Raw genomic sequence first — 20,101 nt, 5'->3', positions numbered from 1 at the left:
GTCGAGTGTTACGTCGTCGGGGGTCACGTCGGCGGGGGTGGCGTCGTCGGGTGTGACGTCGGCGAGGGCGTCGTTCACGGGGCGACCACCTCGCCGACGCCGCGTCCGCGTACGTGCGTGCCCAGCCAGGCCGTGAATGTCGCCCGGTCGCGGGCGATCGCGTCCCACGACCGGTAGAAGTCGTTGTCGCGGACCGAGTACCCGGCGGCGTACGACGGGTGTGCCCCGCCCGGCACGACGGCCACCACGTCGATCACCCACGTGGGCAACACCACCGCGCCGGGGCGCGGTTCGAGGGCATCCACGACCTCCTCGACGGTGACCAGCACCCGGCGGGCGGCGAGCGCGGCCTCCTTCTGGACGCCGGGCAGCCCCCAGAGCTGCACGTTGCCCTCGCGGTCCGCCTGCTGGGCGTGGATCACCGTGACGTCCGGATTGAGCGCGGCGACCGCCGCCAACTCCTCGCCGGTGAACGGGCAGACGACGGTGGCGACCGTGTCCGTACGGAGTGGGAGGTCGCTGCCCCGGTAGCCGCGCAGAGTGGCGAACGGGAGCTTCGACGCGCCGGCGACATAGCGGTTGGCCATGCCGGCGTGGCTGTGTTCGTCCAGTTCGAGGGGGCGTGGCCAGCCGTTCTCCACGGCGTCCCGGAAGCGGTGGAGCGAGCCGACGCCCGGGTTGCCGCCCCAGGAGAAGACCAGCTTCCGCGCCGCGCCCGCGCCGATGAGCTGGTCGTAGATCACGTCGGGGGTCATCCGGGCCAGCGTCAGATCCGTGATGCCCTGGCGGATGACCTCGTGCGCCGCCGCGTGCGGGATGAGATGGGTGAAACCTTCCATGGCGACGGTGTCCCCGTCGTGGATCAGATCGGCGACGCCGTCGTGGAGCGAGCGGAGGTCGGCCATCGTCTCTCCGGTTCTCTTCTGGGTAGTGTGGTGTTCGCCTGGTGAACTAATGTTCATGAATTGCGACGGCCAGAGTGTCGTCCTGGGGTCGGGAGCTGTCAATGGCGCGCTGTCGACCACCCCCGCCGACCGAGGAGAGCCCATGACCGATCCGGCCGCCGTCCCACTCGCTTCCGCCGCCGTCCCACTCGCTCCCGCCGCATCCGCCGCGCCGCGCGAGGCCGTCGGGCCGTTGATCCGTGGACTGTCCGTGCTGCGCGCGCTCGCCGGGGCGGGCGGGCGGCTGTCCGTCGGCGATCTCGTACGGGCCACCGCCCTGGCCCGCTCGACCGTCGATCGCACCCTCAGCACGCTGGAACGCCTGGGTCATGTCCGCCTCGAAGGAAAGGCGGCCGTCCTGGCGCCCCGGTCGGCGGAGCTGGGCAACGCCTACCTGTCCGCCTGCCGGCTGCCCGACCTCTGCGGCCCGGCGGCGGACCGGCTCGCCGACGAACTCGACGAGTCCGTCTCGCTCGCCGTGCCCGACCGGGACGGAATCCGCTTCGTCCACCAGTCGACGCGGCGCCGCACCATGTCCCTCGCCTTCCGTATCGGAGACCGGCTGCCCGCCGAGTGCGGCGCGGTGGGCGCGCTCCTCGCCGTCGACTGGACCGAGGCGGAGTGGGACGCCTGGGAGGCGCGGCGTCGACGCGATCCGCTGTACGACGGCTTTCCCGCCGTACCGGCGGAGGCGGCGCGCGCCGGTGAGTCGTTCCGGCAACGCGTGGACGCCGCAAGGCAGTTGGGCTGGGCGGAGGACGACCAGCTGATCGAGCCGGGGCTCGTCGCGCTGGCGATGCCCGTACGCGACCGGGCGGGGCGGCCGGTGGGGGTCGTCAGCGTCGTCAGCCACACGAGTCGGCGCGCACTGGCGTCGATGCGGGAGGCGCTGCTGCCCCGGCTGCGGGAGACGGTCGCCGAGATGGAGGCGGAGATGGGGACGGAGATGGAGGCGGAGGTGGAGGCGGAGATGGGGACGGAGCGTGCACCGGTCGCACGTCCGCTGCCCCCGGCGAGCGCCGCGCCCGCCGACTCCGAACGGGCCCGCGAGTCCAAGCGGGAGATGGGCCCCGGCTTCGTGGAGTCTCTGGCGCGCGGGCTCGCCGTCCTGGCGTCCTTCGGCCCGGCCCTCGGCGAGGCCCTCGGCGGTGACCGGACGACCGGCGTCCCGCTGAGCGCGCTGGCCCAGGCCACCGGCCTGGCCCGCGCCACGGTCCGACGCGCGCTGATCACCCTGGAACACCTCGGGTACGTCACGAGCGACGACGGCCTGTTCCGCCCCCTGCCGCGCGTGCTCGACCTGGGCTTCGCCCCGCTCTCCGGCCTCACGCTGCCGCTCCTGGCGCAGCCGCATCTCGTGACCCTGGTGAAGCGGGTCCAGGAGTCCGCGTCGATGTCGGTCCTGGCCGGGGACGACATCCAGTACGTCGCGCGGGTCGCGACCGAACGGATCATGAGCGTCGACATCACGGTCGGTACGCGCTTCCCGGCGTACGCGACATCCATGGGCCGGGTTCTGCTGGCCGACCTCCTGGCCGGCCTGCCGCCGGACGAGCGCGACGAGCGGCTGCGCGCGCCGGCCCCGGCGGCCCTCACGCCGTACACCGTCACCTCCGTACAGCGGCTGAGCGCCCTGCTCGACCAGGCGGGCCGGGACGGATACGCGCTGGTCGAGGGGGAGTTGGAGGAGGGGCTGCGGTCTCTCGCCGTACCCGTGCGCGATCGTGACGGCCGGGTGGTGGCTGCGGTCAACGTCTCCATGCCCGTCGGCCGTCGTACTGCGGAAGAGTCCCTTGCCGATCTGCTGCCGCCGCTGCGCGAGACGGCGGCGGGCATCGAGGGGGACCTGTGGGTGGCGGGTCGCCACACCCACATCCGCACCGTCTAATTCGGGGATGTCGGGGGATGTTTAACACTCTTTGACAGGAAATGGGTAACTGCCCTTTGATCGAACAACCCCTGCGCGAAAAGGAAGTCGGACTGATGAAGTACGACACCAAGCCGGGATTCCGGGTCGGCGAACGGGAATGACCGGGATCCGCGGGATCGACGGAACGCTCCGTCATATCGCCGTCATCGGCGCCTCCCCTGCGGGAATACGCACCTCGGAGGCCCTACGCCGGCGGGGCTTCGACGGCCGGCTCACCGTGGTCGACGCGGCGGACGACATCCCGCCCGGCCTCGACGCCGAGCCGCTGCCGAACACAACGGCTGAGGGGCTGGACCTCGCCGGCCGTACCGTACGGCTGTCGGGCGGCCGGACCCTGGACTTCGACGGGCTGGTCATCGCCACCGGCGCCGGAGCGCGACGGCCCGCCGGGCTGCGGAGCGGTCATCCGGCCGTCTTCGCCCTCCGTACCTTCGAAAACGCCGAAGAGGCCGAGAACGCCGAGAACGCCGACGACACGGAGGACGCCGAGGGCGCCGAGGACACGGAGGGCGCCGAGCACGCCGCGTACTCCCGCGCCCTGCGCGCCGCGCTCGCCGGCAGCCCCCGGGTCGCCGTCGTCGGCGCCGGATTCACGGGCTGCCAGGTCGCCTCGTACTGCCGGGACCGCGGTCTCGACGTCACCGTCGTCGAATCGGGCGCCGCCCCGCTGGAGGGCGTGGTCGGCACCGACATGGGGCGGGAGCTGGCCGAGCTGCACCGCGACCACGGCACGGTCATGATGACCGGCACCCCCGCCGTGTCCCTCCGCCCCGACGGGCTCGTGACGGCCGACGGCGGTCTCGTACCGGCCGATGTGGTGGTGATCGCGGCGGGGTTCGCGCCGCGTACCGAATGGCTGCGGGGGAGCGGTCTCGACGTCGAGGACGGGGTGCTCCTGGACGCGACGTGCGCGGCGGTGGGTGCCTCGCGCGTCGTCGCGGCCGGGAGCGTGGCCCGCTGGTTCAACCCGCTGTTCGGCGAGGTGATGCGGGTCGAGCACCGGAAGGCGGCCGAGCACCGGAGCGATACGGCGGAACAGGCCGTGGCCGCCGCCGACACGCTGCTGGCGGACGGTGAATGCGCGTTGCCGTTCGAGTCGTTGCCGTACTTCGAATCGGAGCAGTACGGCACCGAGATCCAGTTCGTCGGCCTCGCGGCCGGTGTCCCGCACGTCGTCGCCGGGACGGTCGCGGAGCGCCGGTTCGTCGCTGTGTACACGGACGGACAGTTCGTCACCGGCGCGCTGTGCGTGAACAGTCCGTCCCAACTCGACCGCTACCGGCGGATGGTGGCGGCGCGCGTCCCGGCGGATGTGGTGTTCGCGCCGCCCACCATGCTCAAGTCGGCTGTCTGACAGCCCACTTGACCTCTGCCCCCGCTCCGAACCCCCTACGCGGCGGCGGCGCGGTCGCCGACCGGGCGTCGCCGGAGCGAGGGCTCGGTCAGCGCGAGCGGCTTCCAGACGCCGTCCGGGTGGTAGACGTTCGTGCCGGGCGCCACGATCTCGTCGATACGGTCGAGCGTCTCGTCGTCCAGCGTGAGCGCGGCCCCCTTCAGCAGACCGTCCAACTGCTCCATCGTGCGCGGCCCGATGATGACCGACGTCACCGCCGGATGCGCGACGGTGAAGGCCACCGACAGCTCCGGCAGCGAGCAGCCGATGCTGTCCGCCAGCTCGGCCAACTGCTCCACGATCTCCAGCTTGGCGATGTTCACCGGGAGCGTCGGATCGAACCGGGCGGGGGTCAGCGCGGCGCGCCCCGTGGTCAGGTCGATCGCGCCACCCTTGCGGTACTTGCCGGTGAGGAAGCCCGAGGCGAGCGGACTCCACGTCAGCACACCCATCCCGTACCGCTCGCACACCGGCAGCACCGCCGTCTCGATGCCGCGCGCCAGGATCGAGTACGGCGGCTGCTCGGTCCTGAACCGGTGGAGCCCCCTGCGCTCGGCGACGACATGCGACTCCACGATCTCCTCGGCGGGGAACGTCGAGCAGCCGAACGCGCGGATTTTGCCCTCCCGTACGAGATCGGTCAGCGCGGAAAGGGTCTCCTCGATGTCCGTCGTGTGGTCGGGCCGGTGGATCTGATAGAGGTCGATCCACTCCGTGTCCAGCCGCTTCAGGCTCTCCTCCACCTCCTTGACGATCCAGCGCCGCGAGTTGCCGCCGCGGTTGCGGCCCTCGCCCATCGGGAAGTGCACCTTGGTCGCGAGTACGACGTCGTCGCGGCGGCCCTTGAGCGCCTTGCCGACGATCACCTCGGACTCACCGGCGGAGTACATGTCGGCGGTGTCGAGGAAGTTGACGCCCCGGTCGAGGGCGGAGTGGATGATGCGTACGGAGTCGTCGTGGTCGCTGTTGCCGACGGAGCCGAACATCATGGTGCCGAGGCAGTGGGCGCTCACCTCGATACCGGTGCCGCCGAGAGTGCGGTAACGCATGTCGTGCTCCCTTGCTGGTCAGGCATCTGCTGGGGCGTACGCCGGGCACTCTAGGACTTGGAGTGCGATCGAGGTCAAGGCGCGACGGTCCGGTGCGTCAGGGCGCGACGATCCGGTACGGAACGGGAGCCGCGGCAAGGCCGATACTTTGGTCACGCCTGCGGATCCCTTCGACGGATACCAGCCCCGGCCACCACTTCCTAGCCTCGGAGCATGAAGGCAACCCCCAAGCAGAGCGCCGACGCCACCGTGCTGGCCCAACCGGTCTGGCTCGTCCCGGCGTTCGCCGCCGCCGGAGCGCTCCTCGGCTGGCTGGTGAAACTCCTCGCCAACTGGCTGGTGGGCTGGGGCTGGGCCCCGCTGAAGGGCCCGGCGAAGCTGCTGAACTCCATTCCCGAACCGTGGCTCACCGTTCTGGGAGTGACGGCGGGCGTGCTGCTCGGGGTGCTGGTGGGGTTCATCGCGCTGCACGAGTCGCTGACCGTACGGGTGTCGGACACCCGGCTGACGCTCAAGATCCGCGACGAGACCCGCGAGCTGCGCCGGGCCGACGTCGGCCCGGTCTTCCTGGACGGCAAGTTCCTCGTACTGCTCGGACACCACACCGAGGAACTGGTCCGCGAGCCCTTCGACCTGAACCGCGCCGCCCTGGCCACCGCCTTCACCACCCACGGCTACGCCTGGGCGGCCGAGGACCCGCACCAGGCCGACTTCCACCTCTGGGTCCCGGACACGCCGGGCCTCCCGGTGGGCGCGAACGCCCTGCTGAGCGCCCGCGCGCACGCGATGCGCAAAACTGACTCGGGGGACGACGTCCGCGCCCTGCGCGCCGAGCTGAACGCGCTGGGCCTGGCCGTCCGCGACGAGAGCAAACGCCAGTACTGGCGGCTGCCCGCGCCACCCCCCGACGGAAACGGGCCGCTCCGCCTCCCCTGAACGACCCCCGTGCGGTGGTTGGGTTGCGGGGTGCCGACCGGGATGTCCGGAAAGTTCCGGCGGTGCCCCCGACAGCCCCGAGAGGCAGGTAGCCCGATGACCACCGACTCCACCGGCCGCATCACCACCCCGTTCGACGCCGAGTCCACCGCGGCCGAGGTCGTCGCGGGTGTCGACCTCACCGGCCGGCGCGCCGTCGTGACCGGCGGCTCCTCCGGCATCGGCGTCGAGACCGCCCGTGCACTCGCCGGCGCGGGCGCCGAAGTCACCCTGGCCGTACGCGACATCGACGCGGGCGGGCGCACCGCCCAGGACATCACCGGCACCACCGGCAACAAGCGGGTGCTCGTCGCACCGCTCGACCTCGCCGACCAGGGGTCCGTCGCCGCGTTCGTCGCCGCGTGGGACGGGCCGCTGCACATCCTGATCAACAACGCCGGTGTGATGTACACGCCGGAGCTGCGGACGCCGGAGGGCTGGGAGCTGCAGTTCGCCACGAACCACCTGGGCCATTTCGCGCTCGCCACCGGCCTGCACCCGGCGCTCGCCGCCGCGGACCGGGCGCGGGTCGTCTCGCTCACCTCGGTCGGGCATCTGCGGCAGGCCGTGAACTTCGACGACATCAACTTCCACAACGGGCCGTTCGACACCCAACTCGCCTACGGCCAGTCCAAGACGGCCACCGCGCTCTTCGCGGTCGAGGCGAACCGGCGCTGGGCCGGCGACGGCATCACCGCCAACGCCGTCCACCCCGGCGCGGTCCTGTCGAACCTGACCCGCCACATGAGCCAGGACGAACTCGACAAGGCGATCGCCTCCGGCTACACGTTCAAGACCCCCCAGCAGGGCGCGGCCACCTCCGTGCTGGTCGCGACCTGGCCGGGGCTCGAAGGCATCGGCGGCCGGTACTTCGAGGACTGCAACGAGGCGCTTCCGCACCGCGAGGGCGACTCCGGCGGCGTCGCCGCGCACGCCCAGGACCCCGCCGCGGCCGAGCGGCTGTGGCAGGTGTCGCTCGACATGCTGGCCGCGGCCGGCCGCGCCTGACCCCCCGCCCGCCGTCTCAGGCCCCCGCCTCCTCCAGCAGCCGCACCGTCTCCGGATACGGCCCGGTCCGCGCCCACTCCAGCGGCGAGTGCCCGCTGCCACCGTCCTCGCGCAGCCGCGGATCGGCGCCGTACGCGAGCAGTTCGCGTACGGCGCCGGCATGGCCCCAGCACGCGGCCCCGCACAGCGGCGTGCCCTCGGTGCCGTCCCCGCTCTCGGTGTCGGGCAGCGCGCCCGCCGCCAGGAGCAGGCGTACGGCGGCGGCGTCGCCGTGCACGGACGCCGCGTACAGGGGCGTCGACCCCTCGGAGTCGTACGCCTGCGCCGGCGCCCCGGCCCGCAACAGCGCGCCGACCTCCGCCGTGTGGCCGAGCCGCGCGGCCCACACCAGACGCCGTGACAGCTTCTTCCGCCGTCTGTTGTTCATCCCTTGCCCCACCCTCAACTCGTCCGCAGCCCGGCCGACACTATGGTCTCGCCTGTCGTCACTGTCCGTGGGTACGGTCGCCTTGATTGTCCGCATGACAGGCCGGCGTTAGCTGAGGGAGTTGGTGGGGCATGCCGTCTGGTGCTGAGCGGAGCGCGGGGGAAGGGTTCACCTCGGCTGTCGCTATGAGGGTGGTGGCTGAGGCGTGTCGGCGGGCGGGGCTCGATGGTGATGGGGCCCGTCTGATCCGCTTGGGTGAGAATGCTCTGTTCCGTCTGGAGGCGCATCCGGTGGTGGTCCGGGTCGCTCGGTCGACCGAGTATCTGGAGTCGGCCCGGGGTGAGGTCGCCGTGTCCCGCTGGCTGGCCCGTGAGGGCTTCCCGGCGACGCGGGCTCTGGATGATCTGGAACAGCCCGTGGTCATTGATGGTCACCCGGTCACTTTCTGGCACTTGATCGAGGAGAGTGACCGTAGGCCGACGTACGGCGAGTTGGGAGCGATCCTGCGCGACCTCCACTCGCTGAGCCTGCCCGCCTCCCTGAGTCTGCCTCCGTACCCGGTGCTGGACCGGACAGACCGACGTATCAACGCGGCGACCGAGATACCGGAGGACGACCGCGCGTTCCTGCGTAAGCGCGCGCGTGAACTGCGAGACCGAGTCGGGGAGTTGCGCTTCGAGTCGCGGAAGGGGCCGGTACACGGGGACGCTCACGTACAGAACCTCATGGTGGACCGCACCGGCCGGGTGATCCTGATCGACCTGGAGAGGTTCAGTTACGACCACCCGGAGTGGGACCTGATGGTCACGGCCACGGAGCATCACAGCTTGGGTTGGCAGACTCCGCAGGAGTACGGGGCGTTCGTCGGTGCGTACGGTCGTGATCTCCGCTCGTGGGTGGGGTTTTCCACCTTGCGGTCGTTGCAGGAGTTCAACATGACGACGTGGCTGATGCAGAACATCTCTGAGAGCGACGAGACGGCGGCGGAGTACACGCGTCGTATCGCCTCGCTCCGCGACGAGGACGCCCCGCGCGACTGGAACCCTGGCTGATACCGCCTACTCGTCGTCCAGGCGCTGCATCGCGGCTTGCACGTCGCTGTTGAATTGCTGGACCACAGGATTGTGCGCGTGGACCGACACCTCACGCTGGAAGTCACTGACGTACCGCTGAAAGCGTGCGGACTGAAGGGCGTCGCCTGCTTCGACGGCAAGGCCGGCGGTCGTGACGGCGGCCTCAAGGTCGCCGTTGAGTAGCTGGCTTTGGGCGAGAACCATGCGGCAGAAGCCCAGTGTCCGGGCGTACTTGGGATCGGTCAGCTCAACGGCGCGCTCTGCGAATCGGACGGCATCGGGCCCCTGTCCGAGATCCCGGAAGCAGTGGCAGAACTCGCCGATCAACTCGGCCTCATCCATGTACGACAGCCACTCAGGGTCCTCGGCGCTGTCGGCGCTGTCGGCGCGCTCGAAGAACCGCTCCGCCTCGTTCATCGCACGTCCGGCACCCTTGTGATCCCCCGAGGTGGAGAGCGCGCGTGCCTCATGTGCGGAGAACAAGGCCATGGCGCGTGGTGTCGCGGTGGCTCGTCCGCCTTCCGCTGAGGCGCGGGCGAGCATGACGGCGCGAGGTGCCTGCCCAAGGTAATTGGCCTGGTGACTCATGTTCGTCAGGATGCGGGCGCCCATCACACGGTCGCCGATGATCTGTGTCAGACGCAGCGTCGACATCATGTAGCAGTCGGACAGGGCATGGTTGCCGCTGTCGTACGCGCTCCACGCAAGAAGCTGGGACATCTCCGACGCGGCCCGGAATAGAGCCTCCCCGACCTTGGCGCTGTAGCTGGCGCTCAACAAAGGCAGTACGTCTTCGCGGAAGTAATGGCGGAACGCCTTGTGCGCGTGGCCACCGCCGAACTGGAAATCAAGCTGCATGAAGAATCCCGCGGCGGTGCGGATCGCGGCGACGTCACGCATTCCGACTTGGCGCGAGGCAGGCTCATCCGTGGGCAAGCCGTCCGGCCGCGAGACGAGCCACGACAGAGCTGCGAAGTGCACATCGCCGTCGGGCAGCGGGGTATCGCCACCCGGCCCGTCCTCCGGGCGCTGATGCGTGAGGGTTTCCAAGGTGCTCAGCGTCTCGGCCAGCGAACCGGCGTAAAGAGTGGCGCCTACGGACACCCGGGCCGGCGCCGTACCGGGGAAACCCAGATCCTTCGGCGTGATCTTCCGCCGCAGTTTGTCGCCCAGCGCCTCGGCTACGTATCCGGCGGTCTGACGCTGAATACCGCCACCGTCCAACCACCGCTGGACAGCGACGTGCGTGGTACCTAAGTGGTCGCCGTGCCGCTGAGCGACTTCGCGAACTCTCTTGGCCAGCCCTTTGTTTGAAGCTCCGGCTTCCGCCATGACAGCGGCCAAGTGATGGTTCGGGTCTTTGCTCACGCCCTGCTGTCACCCCCCGGATATCACGTTAGGTGGTCATCCTGTCACAGCGGTTTTCGCCGAGAGGGGGTTCATGGTGAACCCCCTGGGCGGGATCTCCCGAACCCCCGGTGTGCACACGAACCCCCTGGTGAACACTGCCGCCTGGCCAAAGGTGGTCGTTGACTGACTGTCGAGACAAGACACCCCGGCGATGCGTGACGGCACCCCGGGGCATGGCCCACCTGGTGAAAGCAGGTCGACATGCGGAACCATATCGGCAGGGTTTTCGAGCGGATGATCAGCCTGTTACTGCCCCCGCCCGGCCACCACCGCGCAGCGAGCGCGCCCCCTGCCAGCCGTCCAGCGGATGCACCGACGATGGCCTTGCCTCGCGTACGTGACCCGTACGTCTGGCCCATGATGCGCGGTGAAGACGTCCGACTCGTCCGGCCATACCTCTTGACGCATGAGCGCCGGCTCGAACGACATGAATGCCGCTGCCGAGCGGGACTGCGGTGCGCCGTCCACGGGTTGGAGGTGTCGATGTGAGCACACAAGCACGACTGCTCCCATGGCCGGGCGAGGACGGGCAACGCTCCTACCTGGTCACCGGCGACGGCCAAAGCTACCTGTCCACGCTGGCCAACGAGATGGAAGAGGTCCAGCTCCGGACAGGTGAAACCCTCCTCGACCATGCGGCGGCCATGCTCTTGGACGACAAGGTCAGCACCCGAGAGCTGCGCTTCCTGAGCACGCGACTGAGCGAGGCCCTGCACGACGCGCTGCGCGTGGCCGAGAGCAGAGGATCACGACTCCCGTCCCCGGACGAGGGCGACGAACCGGAAGACGCCGTGCCCGTGACGGGCGGCCACCAGGACGAACCCGGCCACGCATGCACCACCGAAACGACAGACGGGCCCGGCTCTCATCCGGTCCCCGACCCGTAGGTCCACCACTCAAACAACACCGGACCACCCCGCGCCTGGAAGCAACTGGGGTGGTCCGGCTGGGGACCGCTTTCTAACGATCACGAACCCCGGTGCCGACGGTGCCGGGGCCGTCGTCGTATCTCTTGCGGCGTAGCCGGACACGGCCAATGGTCAGCCAGCCTGCGGGGAAAGGGACTTGTGGAGATGAACAGCACCGGGGACGACGGATTCGACGCTGACGACCTGGACCCTGGCGCAGTCCTCTGGGTCCGCGGCGTTAACTACGTGGCCGGCTGGCGAGATGCATCCCAAGCCCTGACAGAACTGACCGACGCGCTGACATCAGCGGGCATCGACACGACGGGCGCCAAACTCCGCGCCAGCGCCTCAGCAGACGGCTCGGGAGTCGTGCACTTGGAGTTAACGTCGCCAGCAATTCGCGAGATCGCCATGCTGGCTCGTTTCGCGGATAGGAGGTGCCGTCACGCTGGGTGAAGGAGACCAGCGGGGTCCCTGCACCGCCGTGTAGCGCAGTTTGACGCTCGGCCGCCGGGTGGAGGGACTGGCCCCACAGTGAGGAGCAAACCGCCGTCATTGGCGCGCTGCTGGTGGTGCGAGAGCCGTACGGCGTGTGGGCCGGGGTCACGCACCTTCCACGGAACAATCGCGTCGCCCTGTGCAGAGATTGCCGCTGTCTGCGGGTGGGTCACCCCGGGCCATCAAACGATCGACGGCCTGGTGCACGTCCGGACAGGGCTGCCAGTTGGCGGGTTGTCTCGATTCGACCACACTCAGCAGCGGCTCGATCTACCGTATGTAGTCAACGTCGCATCAGTCAGTGGGGAGGCGGACTTGCAACCGTTGACGAAGGATGAACTTCGATCTGCATATCCCGACAAGGGCGAGCAGATGAATATTTTCCGTCTAATGATCCTAAGTGAAATCCTAAGCTTCTGCCTAATCGCGCGCGACTACAAGCCGCCAACCAGCCTGAACAACCAGATCAAGTTGACCAATTACGGTCACGAGAAAGTTCAAGCCTTCGCCAAGAAGAGGATACCGATCCCCGAAGCGCGAGCGATATGCTTTCTTGAGTTCTCCTGGATCGACTTGCTGGTCGACCATAAGGCCACGGACCCAAAGGCAGTTCAGGAGGAAATTGGGAAGCAAATCCGAGAGCGCGCGATCATATATCCCTTTATCTTTGGGCGAGAATTGTATGACAAGGCTTACGAAAAGCTGGATCCTGAAAAAAGGGAACTAGACGTAGCTGACACCTTGGATTTCCTCTCGGAGACTCCGCAGGGTGTTTTTCAGATGCACGAATATGTGACCGGTCCATTTGGTCTACTCAGTAGCGAAGAATTGAGATTCTATCAACCACAGCGGTCCGCAAATTTGATTCACTGTAGCGACAAAAGCTGCCAATCTACACCCCGTCCACTTCTCGACCGCTACTGAGGCCCCCATAAATAAGCACCGAACGGAGGCAACTCGGGTCCTAACGAGAGAAAGCGAGATCCCTAGCGCTTGGGCATCTTTTCTATCAGACGCCTACTCCAAAATCGCGAATCCTGCGCGCGAAAATATGAGTGAGACTTTGATTCCGATTCTTGGGGACTGTCTCACTAAAACAGAGATAAAAGAGCTAACGAAATGGCTCCTAGATAACACCCGAGGGTCACTCCGGCAGACTTGCAGTGACCTGGGGCTTCGCGGCAGCGCAGCGGGGATTGTCGAGTCGATGGATCGGGCTCATCTCTTGCAGTTGTGTCTGACTGTAAGCGATCGCAACCTCACGCAGGGGATTGATACGCTTGTGCATCAAGGGGTCATTCGAGTGCCCAGGTCGGAAATTCGAGTGCCGCCGATCAACGCCGATTCAACTTTCGGCAAGTTTCGTTTAAGTGCAGAATTGGGTTACCACGGAATTCGCACTCGATCCGGCCGCATGAACTTGGCACCCCTGCGGCTGCGAAGTTTGATCGAGCGAATGTATCGACTCTCGGACGTCGTCGACCGCGAGGAATTGGAGTGGCAGCTAAGGGATATTGATGGAGAGAGCCTGGAAGCACGTCTAGAAAACTATCTCCTCGATTGCTCTCCAGATTCTGTGGTTCGGAGCTTGGTTCTGGCACGCAAGAGCAACGCTGTGGCGGCCTGCGAGATATTGCACTTGCGCGAAGGAGCGACTGAGAGCAAAGACTTCATCCCTCTGATCCTCTGGAAGCTGGGATTTGGATCGCCTAACGAAGCTGATCCTCACGCCGATTTCTGGAGGCTTCACGAGGAGATGGAAAGAATGGCAAGAATGGGGCCAGGTCGCCCTCTCTCTCCCTCGGTAGAAGACTTTAGAGGGGCGGCAGCAAATTACTTCGTCCACCTCGAAAGCGCTTTGGACGACGCAATCGCCTTCACTGTCTGGGCCCTCGCTCACGATCACGTAACTGACGGGCGACCCTTTATCTACGAACCAGATCGACAGCGAGACAGCTCATACAAATGGTTGCAATCTGCTGTCGGGAGTTCGGGAGATAAGGAACTCGTGTACGGCGAGAAAAATAGTCTCTACGCTCTATGTCGCGGGTTGCAATGTCTTGGCTCCGAGCTTAAGAGAATCGCCGGGATGCGTGACGCGCACGAGCGAGGAACCGACCGCCTTCCAAAGTGGGTCGAACATCAATCCTTGCAAAGATTCCCTTTCTCTCACGTCGTGCCATTTCTCGACCTGACGGACGATTCGCGGGAGATGATTCTTCGCAATCTGCAGGAAATTAGTCGAATGCTTGTATCGGAGCGAATTTACGACGCTCGAAATAGCTGGCTGCATGGCGGCAAGCAGGATCTTGACTTCAGCAACGTGCGTGCGACCCTGTCGGCGATTCGCGATGCCATGCAATTGATCGAAGACTGTGGATTCCTGAGGACAAATTTCGCCATCGTCTCCCATCGGTCGGATGGGTACGGTCGGCGGGTCACTACAGTAAGCAACCCTAGGGGCGTCACGCTGAATTTTCATGAGCCATCGCCATACTCCTGGTTGGGCCTGCCAAATGTGGGCAGCGGCGTACACGTTATTACCGCAGCCTGCTTCTCTGCTCCAAGTAATTTCCTGAGATTCCGATCTGAAGTTTCCTCCCCTTTCACTGAAATGTGGTCAGACTATCCACGAAGGAAGCCGCAGTCGCAGAAGGTAGGGCATGCTCTGGATGCGGTTGCCGGAGCCGCAAGTAGCCAGGGCAGGGGCGATGGTCCTATCCCACCCATGACTTGAGGCGCCTTGAATGTGGCGAACTGCGCCCATAGTGACCGGGCTCGTACGTCAAGAGTCTGTCTACGCTGGTCAGAGCGTGACCCTGGGCTCGTCCGCAGCCGTTCATCCTGTTATGCCAGCGGGGCGATTGGAGTACCTTGCTTCGCCGGACCTGGACATGACGGTCATGTCTTCTGCGGACTTCAGAGAGGTACCTGCGGAGGAACAACTTCCGGTACGGCTCGAAGATCCGCGAGACGTGGGGGTGTGTACCCTAGTGGCCCTTGCGGCACGGGTGGGGCACGGCCGCAATCTCCGCGGTCGTTGATGTCAGTCTTGGATGTCACCCAGTCGATGTTCAGCAGCCTCGCCGCCTGTGCGCTGAACGTGCCTGTTGATCTCATCGGCAGCTGTCTGAAGTACGGCGACACGGGTACCTTGGCTGAACCCAATGCCGAAGTGCGTTCCAGCTCGGCCTAGGAGGTCCCGAAGGAGGGCGGATACCCGCTCAGTTGCGCCCTCTTCCGCGATGGCAGAGGCTGGAGCGTCTTTGAAATCGGGAGCTTTCTCGGCGGCGGCTAGCCAAGCCATGAAGGTCTCAACTTCCCTGCTGGGGCGATCGCCTCTGGTCGCGATCCAGCGAGCCATCTGCTCTGGGTCCATCCAGTCTGGTGATTCCTGATGGCACGGCTTGCAGAGTAGGAGCAGGTTGCTCGCGTCGTCTGGTCCACCGAGGCTCCCGGAGATGATGTGAGCTCGTTCGAGGTTGGCGCGTTGCCACGAGGCTTGGGGAGTGGCCCGTTTCCATCGCTCGGAGAACCACCCGCAGGCGAAGCAACACGGCTCATCAAGAAACAGGTGCGGCGCGAAATCATCCCTTCTCGGGCTTTCATGCCAATGCTGTACAATTTTCCACTTACTTGGTACGGACATAGAGCCCCCTCTGGCTGCTGCCGACAGCGTGTTCAGTCGCCTATGACATCGGAGCCGGCGCTAGGTCGTCACCTCGTCGATCGCGGCGAGGATCAACTCAGGCATCGTGGCAAGGGCGCTGTCCAAGAGGTACTCGATCGCTACAGCGTCCTTGCTGCGGTTCACGTCAATCTGTGCAGTCCACTGGCCCGGCTGATAGCGAGCAAGCATCGATAGCGCGTAGAGCACCGCCCACCAGGCCAACAGAGGGTGCATCACGCGGTCATCACCGCCGAATTGCGCGTGGATTACTCGGGTGGAGTCTGAGAGGCTGCGCCCCTTCCACGGGGCGATGTCGCCGAACCTACGATTAGCGGCTTCTTCTCCGCCTACCACGTCCCACACCAGGCGGCAGCCGATCGTGCCTTGCCTCGAATCCCAGCTAGCCGGCCCGCTATCAGGGATGGCGCCAGTCGACTGGAAGCGGTACCCCGTCAACGACGGATAGTCGGCGAGCCACGCACGTACGGCTTGCTCACGATCCTGCGGATTCACGTGATCTCGAAGGCTTCCAGGCAAGCCGGACACCATCGCCTGCAAGGTGTTCGTATCAACTTGATGAGGCTCTCTACTGACTGAGAGCTGCGGACGGGTTGTCGCTTGCAAGGGCCAGAGGCTCACTTCCAAAATAGACGCCCACACGTCCGCGAGTCGGGCTTCGTCGGGCAGTGATCGTGATCCGAGCATCGCCGCGATTTGAGTGAACGACTGAGTTCCGGCTGCGCCCTTGTCCTTGATGGTGACCAAGCCCAAGTCCGGCTGGTCCATTAGGGCTGCGGTGATTCCATGGCCGTTTAGACGATACTTGTCGGCAGGGACGGGCGCGCACGCTGCGATGGCCCTACCTGCCTGGCTGAGCCCGTAGAAGAGTACGAGGGGCCTGGAAGCCGGTCCAACCGAGGCGGATGCGGTGAAGAGTTGCTCCGACTGCTCCAGTGCTGCGCTGAATAGTTTCTGACGCGCGCCTGTGCCTGCGTGCCCTGGCGGCTTCGAGCGAAGCTCTCGTAGGGCCCTCCATACTGCCGCTGTCGCGGGGTACGTCTGATCACGGTAAGTGGGATACGGCCTGCGAATCATGTCCATCCCCCAACGGATACGACTACGCTCTAGCATCCGTGACCTGTGCGTTGAAGCCCAGAGCGCGTAGTTGATCTATGACTAGCTGTCGTTTGCGGTTGTCGCCGTACGCCGCGGAACCGGCCCGCGAGAGCGCGAGCGGCCTCTACCGTGCCCGCTTGGACAGGTGCTTCGCGATCTCGCCAAGCTTGGCGATCACGGTCTCGCGCTCTAGAGCCGTCTCCTGCATGAGATCTAGATCGATCAGGTATGACATTTCCTCAACGGGCCCAGAGGGGCCGGTGGTCCTCACCTTGATGGTGTACTGGCGCGGCAAGTCGGCGAGTTCGTAGAAGCGGGGACCAAAGGCGAAGTACCACTCCAGTCGGCGTCCAGGCGGCAAGTGCGACAGCTTCCTGCTCAACGCAACCCTCAGCTTCTCGTCCCAATCATCCCGTTCCCCACCTTGAAGCGGCGGGTCAACCTTGATCTCCACGTTGCGGGCCACGGTGGGGCCAACGTTCTCCAGGGTGAAGACCAGAATCCCTGAGCCTCCAGCACGTGGCTGGATGTCTGGCACGACGTAGGGCTGGCTTGCCTCCCGCTGGATGCGCCTGTTCAGCATGAACTGCGCGTAGCTGAAGTAGAGCGCAACGAGGCTGACGAATGCCGCACATCCTGCGATCCAATTGCTCATGGCCGTGAGGGTACGGACCGGGACTGACAATGGTGAGCAGGTTTTGCGGCACTCGCACTCTCACCTCAACCCACCCCGGCTCCCATCCCGTCCGCCTTCGACCCACACTCCGTGGAGCGGGCGTGGTTCAGGGCGGCAAGGAGCAGCGGGCAGAGGTCGAGCAGTGTTCGACCTGTCTCCTGCGGCTGGCCCAACTCGGCGCGGCGCTCGGTGTTCACCTGGTCGTGGCCGGCCAACGCGTCGGCTCCGACCTTGACCCCGGAGTCACCGCCCCTGCGGGCCCAGTTGAGTGACCGGGTCTGTCACCGCGTCAATGACCCCGGAACTGCGGAAATGACGCTGCGTGACCTCAACAAGGACGCCCGGTGTCACGCCGTGCGCTCGCGGACGTCCACCAGGGTGCCGCCGGCGTACGAGACCACGCTCTTGGGGTCCATCGGGAACACCGTGTGCGGCGTGCCGGCCGCGGCCCACACCACGTCGTGGTCGAGCAGCCCCCGGTCGGCGAGGACGCGCGTCCGGGTGCGGTGGCCGAAGGGCGGTACGCCGCCGATCGCGTACCCGGTGGTCTCCCGTACGAGGTCGGCGCGGGCCCGCTTGACCGTCCCGGCGCCCAACTCCTCCCGTACGCGCTCCACATCGACGCGCGAGGAGCCGTCCATCAGCACCAGGACCGGGACGCCGTCGGCCTCGAAGATCAGCGACTTGACGATCTCGCTGAGTCCGCAGCCGATGGCGGCGGCGGCCTCGGCCGCCGTACGGGTGGCGTCCGGGAAGGTGCGGACCTGGCCGGTCAGGTCGTCCAGGCCCAGTTCGCGCAGGGCCTCGACGAAGCGAGGGTGGGCCGGGGTGTCAGGTGTGCCGCCGGGGTTGCTCATGGCGGGCACGCTAGCGGCACCGGGACGGCGAGTGCGAACGCGTTTCACCGATGTGCGCCGGCCGACCGCAGCCTCTCCGCCAGCGCGCGGGCGCGCCCCGCCAGCTCCTTGGGATCCAGTACCTCGAAGTCGTGCCCCAGCAGGAGGACATGCATGAGGACGAAGTCGAGGTTGTCGCCGCCGCTGAGCACTTCGCAGCGGTCGTCCCCGCGCGGCCGTACGACGGCCGCCGACGCCGAGATCTGTTCGCGCACCGTGTCGGCCGGCGCGTGCACGAGGAAACGCGCCCGGTGCGGATAGACCCGGCTCGCCACCCCCTCCTGCACGTACGCCGCCGCGTCGGGCGCCTCGCGTGGGCGGAAGCGCCAGGTCCGCGCGGACACGGCGGTCATCCGGTCGACGCGGAAGGTGCGCCAGTCGTCGCGATCGAGGTCGTACGCGAGGAGGTACCAGCGCCGGTCGGAGGCGACCAGGCGGTAGGGCTCGGCCCGCCGCCGTCGTACCTCGCTCCCGGAGGGGTAGTCGAAGCCGGCCTCGACCTCGTCACGGCAGGCTCTCGCCAGCGTCATGAGCACGTCCGGGTCGACCGGCGGGCGGCCGCTGCCGAAGAACGCGACCGAGCCGGAGAGCGCGCGCACCTCGTGCCGGAGCCGGGTGGGCAGCACCTGGTCGAGCTTGGTCAGCGCGCGGAGAGCGGCGTCACTCGCGCCGCCGCCGCCGCCGCCGCCGCCGACGCCACCACCGCCCGCGCCCGCGAGCAGCGAGACGGTGGTGGCGATGGCCTCCTCGTCGTCCAGAAGCAGCGGCGGCAGTTCCTGCCCCGGGCCGAGCTGGTAGCCGCCGCCGACACCCTGGCCGGCGTGCACCGGATAGCCGAGCGCGCGCAGCCGCTCGACATCACGCCGTACGGTGCGCGACGTCACCCCGAGCCGGTCGGCCAGCTCCGGACCGGTCCAGAGCCGGCGCTGCTGCAGCAGCCCGAGCAGCGTCAGCACCCGCTCCGTCGTACCCCGCTCGGCGGCCCCGCTCGCCATATCCATGGCACCCAGCGTGGCAGATCGCGGACCGATCCTGTCCGCCAGGGGTGTCACGGTGGGTGCCATGAACGCGGACGAACTCGACTGGAACCGGACGCTGCGCGAGCAGTGGGAGTTCCACTGGAACCATCAGCTCCGGGCCCGGCTCGACGGGCTCACCGACGACGAGTACTTCTGGTCGCCGGTGCCGGACGCCTGGAGCCGTCACGGCTTCCCCGGCCCCGACCCGGCGGGCTTCACCACCATCGCCTGGCGGCTGGACCACGTCATCGTCGACGTGCTCGCCGCGCGCAACGCGGCGCACTTCGGCGCGGCGTTGGGGTCGCGTGAGACCTGGGAGTACGCCGACGGCGCGGCCACCGCGCTCGACCAGCTCCAGACCCAGCTCGACAGCTGGCTGGCCGGGGTGTCCGGCCTCGACGACGCGGCGCTCCGGGTCCCGGTCGGTGCGAAGGAGCCGTACCCGGATGCCCCGATGGCGGACCTGGTGCTGCACATCCACCGTGAGCTGATCCACCATCTGTCCGAGGTCTGCCTGCTGCGGGACCTCTACGCACATACGAACCCCGCCGCACATACGAATCCCGCCACGCACGCGAATCCCGCCCCGAACGGAGCCACCCGATGAGCCGTCACATCCAGATCACCTTCGACGCCCACGACCCCGCCGCGCTCTCGACCTTCTGGCGCGACGTTCTGGGCTACGTCCACCCCGGCCCGCCCGGCGTCGACCTGCCCGAGGGCGCCGACCCGTTGGCCGCGTGGGGCGACTTCCTGGCGCGGATCGGCGTACCGGAGGGGGAACGCAACACGAAGTCGGCCCTGGAGGACCCGGACGGGCAGGGCCCCCGGCTGTTCTTCCAGCAGGTGCCGGAGGACAAGGTCGCGAAGAACCGCGTCCACCTCGACGTCCGTGCGGCTCCCGGGCTGGCGGGGGAGGAGCGGATGGCGGCGCTGGAGACCGAGTGCGACCGCCTGGTCGCACTGGGAGCGACGCGCCTGCGCCGTGACGAGCCCGCTCCGCCGCTGAGCACCGGCTACATCGTGATGGCGGATCCGGAGGGCAACGAGTTCTGCCTGGACTGACGGGGAGGGGGCTCGCCGCCGCCCCGGCGCCGGGGGGCCGGGGC

Annotated in this window: 19 protein-coding genes and 2 pseudogenes; 12 read left to right on the top strand and 9 right to left on the bottom strand. The window is 67.3% G+C overall.

Going from position 1 to position 20,101, the window contains the following annotated elements:
* Nucleotides 1-74: 74 nt before the first annotated feature.
* Nucleotides 75-905 carry a CoA transferase subunit A gene (locus ACFT9I_RS05785; protein ID WP_382561164.1) on the bottom strand — a complete coding sequence of 277 codons (831 nt, stop codon included), beginning with the start codon at nucleotides 903-905 and terminating at the stop codon, nucleotides 75-77.
* A 142-nt stretch (nucleotides 906-1,047) separates the two neighbouring features.
* Between ACFT9I_RS05785 and ACFT9I_RS05780 the strand changes: the two genes are divergently transcribed.
* Both ACFT9I_RS05780 and ACFT9I_RS05775 read left to right on the top strand, forming a co-directional pair.
* Complete coding sequence (locus ACFT9I_RS05780) at nucleotides 1,048-2,832, top strand: IclR family transcriptional regulator C-terminal domain-containing protein (RefSeq protein WP_382561162.1); 1,785 nt, start codon at nucleotides 1,048-1,050, stop codon at nucleotides 2,830-2,832.
* 139 nt (nucleotides 2,833-2,971) lie between these two features.
* A complete protein-coding gene (locus tag ACFT9I_RS05775) occupies nucleotides 2,972-4,228 on the top strand; it encodes an NAD(P)/FAD-dependent oxidoreductase (protein ID WP_382561160.1) in 1,257 nt (418 codons plus the stop codon).
* A gap of 35 nt (nucleotides 4,229-4,263) precedes the next feature.
* On the opposite strand, the gene ACFT9I_RS05770 is transcribed toward ACFT9I_RS05775, so the two are convergent.
* Nucleotides 4,264-5,316 carry an aldo/keto reductase gene (locus tag ACFT9I_RS05770; RefSeq protein ID WP_382561158.1) on the bottom strand — a complete coding sequence of 351 codons (1,053 nt, stop codon included), beginning with the start codon at nucleotides 5,314-5,316 and terminating at the stop codon, nucleotides 4,264-4,266.
* Between the two features lie 213 nt (nucleotides 5,317-5,529).
* On the opposite strand from ACFT9I_RS05770, the gene ACFT9I_RS05765 reads away from it, so the two are divergent.
* Together ACFT9I_RS05765 and ACFT9I_RS05760 are read left to right on the top strand one after the other, a co-directional pair.
* Nucleotides 5,530-6,252 (top strand): hypothetical protein, encoded by a 723-nt coding sequence (locus tag ACFT9I_RS05765; protein ID WP_382561156.1) that lies wholly within the window; start codon nucleotides 5,530-5,532, stop codon nucleotides 6,250-6,252.
* Between the two features lie 96 nt (nucleotides 6,253-6,348).
* On the top strand, nucleotides 6,349-7,299 hold the full coding sequence (locus ACFT9I_RS05760; RefSeq protein ID WP_382561154.1) for an SDR family NAD(P)-dependent oxidoreductase: 951 nt from the start codon (nucleotides 6,349-6,351) through the stop codon (nucleotides 7,297-7,299).
* Between the two features lie 16 nt (nucleotides 7,300-7,315).
* Here the strand turns inward: ACFT9I_RS05760 and ACFT9I_RS05755 are convergent, their stop codons facing one another.
* Nucleotides 7,316-7,726: an ankyrin repeat domain-containing protein gene (locus ACFT9I_RS05755; protein WP_382561152.1), complete on the bottom strand. Its 411-nt coding sequence runs from the start codon at nucleotides 7,724-7,726 to the stop codon at nucleotides 7,316-7,318.
* A 131-nt stretch (nucleotides 7,727-7,857) separates the two neighbouring features.
* Between ACFT9I_RS05755 and ACFT9I_RS05750 the strand changes: the two genes are divergently transcribed.
* Nucleotides 7,858-8,778, top strand: a complete 921-nt coding sequence (locus ACFT9I_RS05750) for a phosphotransferase enzyme family protein (RefSeq protein ID WP_382561151.1) — start codon at nucleotides 7,858-7,860, stop codon at nucleotides 8,776-8,778.
* 6 nt (nucleotides 8,779-8,784) lie between these two features.
* On the opposite strand, the gene ACFT9I_RS05745 is transcribed toward ACFT9I_RS05750, so the two are convergent.
* Nucleotides 8,785-10,167 carry a sporulation protein gene (locus ACFT9I_RS05745; protein ID WP_382561150.1) on the bottom strand — a complete coding sequence of 461 codons (1,383 nt, stop codon included), beginning with the start codon at nucleotides 10,165-10,167 and terminating at the stop codon, nucleotides 8,785-8,787.
* A 527-nt stretch (nucleotides 10,168-10,694) separates the two neighbouring features.
* On the opposite strand from ACFT9I_RS05745, the gene ACFT9I_RS05740 reads away from it, so the two are divergent.
* From ACFT9I_RS05740 to ACFT9I_RS05725, 4 genes are all read left to right on the top strand, one after another.
* Nucleotides 10,695-11,096 carry a hypothetical protein gene (locus tag ACFT9I_RS05740; RefSeq protein WP_382561148.1) on the top strand — a complete coding sequence of 134 codons (402 nt, stop codon included), beginning with the start codon at nucleotides 10,695-10,697 and terminating at the stop codon, nucleotides 11,094-11,096.
* 720 nt (nucleotides 11,097-11,816) lie between these two features.
* Nucleotides 11,817-12,539, top strand: a complete 723-nt coding sequence (locus tag ACFT9I_RS05735) for a hypothetical protein (protein ID WP_382561146.1) — start codon at nucleotides 11,817-11,819, stop codon at nucleotides 12,537-12,539.
* Nucleotides 12,540-12,666: 127 nt separating this feature from the next.
* Nucleotides 12,667-14,352 (top strand): hypothetical protein, encoded by a 1,686-nt coding sequence (locus ACFT9I_RS05730; protein ID WP_382561145.1) that lies wholly within the window; start codon nucleotides 12,667-12,669, stop codon nucleotides 14,350-14,352.
* A gap of 315 nt (nucleotides 14,353-14,667) precedes the next feature.
* On the top strand, nucleotides 14,668-14,811 hold the full coding sequence (locus ACFT9I_RS05725) for a hypothetical protein (protein WP_382561258.1): 144 nt from the start codon (nucleotides 14,668-14,670) through the stop codon (nucleotides 14,809-14,811).
* A 186-nt stretch (nucleotides 14,812-14,997) separates the two neighbouring features.
* Here ACFT9I_RS05725 and ACFT9I_RS05720 read toward each other — a convergent pair.
* The 3 genes and pseudogenes from ACFT9I_RS05720 to ACFT9I_RS05710 all read right to left on the bottom strand — a co-directional run.
* Nucleotides 14,998-15,264: pseudogene (locus ACFT9I_RS05720) on the bottom strand (HNH endonuclease); the annotation flags it as partial.
* A 60-nt stretch (nucleotides 15,265-15,324) separates the two neighbouring features.
* Nucleotides 15,325-16,380 (bottom strand): YaaC family protein, encoded by a 1,056-nt coding sequence (locus ACFT9I_RS05715; protein WP_382561246.1) that lies wholly within the window; start codon nucleotides 16,378-16,380, stop codon nucleotides 15,325-15,327.
* 145 nt (nucleotides 16,381-16,525) lie between these two features.
* Nucleotides 16,526-17,056, bottom strand: a complete 531-nt coding sequence (locus ACFT9I_RS05710) for a hypothetical protein (RefSeq protein WP_382561143.1) — start codon at nucleotides 17,054-17,056, stop codon at nucleotides 16,526-16,528.
* A gap of 131 nt (nucleotides 17,057-17,187) precedes the next feature.
* Here ACFT9I_RS05710 and ACFT9I_RS05705 point away from each other — a divergent pair.
* Nucleotides 17,188-17,419, top strand: a pseudogene (locus tag ACFT9I_RS05705) (cell division protein FtsK); the annotation flags it as partial.
* A gap of 5 nt (nucleotides 17,420-17,424) precedes the next feature.
* Here the strand turns inward: ACFT9I_RS05705 and ACFT9I_RS05700 are convergent.
* Both ACFT9I_RS05700 and ACFT9I_RS05695 read right to left on the bottom strand, forming a co-directional pair.
* Nucleotides 17,425-17,934, bottom strand: a complete 510-nt coding sequence (locus ACFT9I_RS05700; RefSeq protein ID WP_382561141.1) for a YbaK/EbsC family protein — start codon at nucleotides 17,932-17,934, stop codon at nucleotides 17,425-17,427.
* A gap of 44 nt (nucleotides 17,935-17,978) precedes the next feature.
* Entirely contained in the window at nucleotides 17,979-18,974 is a 996-nt protein-coding gene (locus ACFT9I_RS05695) for a helix-turn-helix transcriptional regulator (RefSeq protein WP_382561139.1), read from the bottom strand.
* Nucleotides 18,975-19,035: 61 nt separating this feature from the next.
* Between ACFT9I_RS05695 and ACFT9I_RS05690 the strand changes: the two genes are divergently transcribed.
* On the top strand, nucleotides 19,036-19,599 hold the full coding sequence (locus tag ACFT9I_RS05690) for a DinB family protein (protein WP_382561137.1): 564 nt from the start codon (nucleotides 19,036-19,038) through the stop codon (nucleotides 19,597-19,599).
* The gene (locus ACFT9I_RS05685) at nucleotides 19,596-20,057 is read left to right on the top strand and encodes a VOC family protein (protein WP_382561135.1); all 462 of its coding nucleotides are present in this window, start codon (nucleotides 19,596-19,598) and stop codon (nucleotides 20,055-20,057) included. The genes ACFT9I_RS05690 and ACFT9I_RS05685 overlap by 4 nt, the downstream gene beginning before the upstream one ends.
* Nucleotides 20,058-20,101: the final 44 nt, after the last annotated feature.

The sequence above is a fragment of the Streptomyces sp. NPDC057137 genome (assembly GCF_042670825.1).
Taxonomy (GTDB): Bacteria; Actinomycetota; Actinomycetes; order Streptomycetales; family Streptomycetaceae; genus Streptomyces.
This window is presented reverse-complemented; position numbering and strand designations above follow the sequence as displayed.